The sequence below is a fragment of the Campylobacter concisus genome (assembly GCF_902460415.1).
GTDB classification, from domain to species: domain Bacteria; phylum Campylobacterota; class Campylobacteria; order Campylobacterales; family Campylobacteraceae; genus Campylobacter_A; species Campylobacter_A concisus_Y.
Genome location: NZ_CABPTY010000019.1, coordinates 1 through 633, shown reverse-complemented (window position 1 = coordinate 633; position 633 = coordinate 1). Strand labels below are relative to the sequence as shown.

Sequence of the window (633 nt, the reverse complement as noted above, 5' to 3'; positions counted from 1 at the left end):
ATAATAATCAGCGAGAGCATGATCGACACGCTATCGTTTTGCGAGATGAAAGGGATAAATTTGCAAGAGACGCTGCTATGCTCGACCAACGGGCAAATATCGACATCGCAAAAAGATGCGATTAAAGCGCTTCGCAAGCTCGCCCCGGATGCAAAATTTACGCTAGCGTTCGATAATGACGATCGCGGCAAAGAGTTTGGCAAGATCGTAGAGCAAATAGTGCCGAATGCTGACAGGCAAATGCCTATATTAAAGGACTTTAACGATGATTTGGTAGTCGGCAAAGCATTGGGGCTAGCAGCGCGCAATATTAGTAAAGAAAACATTTTAAAGCCTTTGAGCGAGCTTGGCAAGAAAGTAGAGTATTTATCAAAGAAATATGATTTTTTAGAGCCTTGCGCAAAGAATGAGCGCGTAAATGAGCTTTTAAGATTTAATCCTTCAAAATTTAAAGAGATAGCCCCAAAGGTGCAGCGTCTGCCCGGAATGAGAGAATGCTTTAAACGACTTAATCTCGTCGAAAAAAAAATCGGCAGGGAGTATTCTAGGGCTATATGATTTATAGAATATTGATTAATTCGGGCAATCAAGATTTAAGCTGGATTTTAAAGTTTAAGGTTTATATAAGCTTTT

Annotated in this window: 1 protein-coding gene; it reads left to right on the top strand. The window is 40.1% G+C overall.

Annotated features, from left to right (window positions below):
• Positions 1-558 (top strand): toprim domain-containing protein (locus tag FZ940_RS09390; protein ID WP_148822347.1); only part of this gene is annotated, 558 nt, incomplete at its 5' end.
• Positions 559-633: the final 75 nt, after the last annotated feature.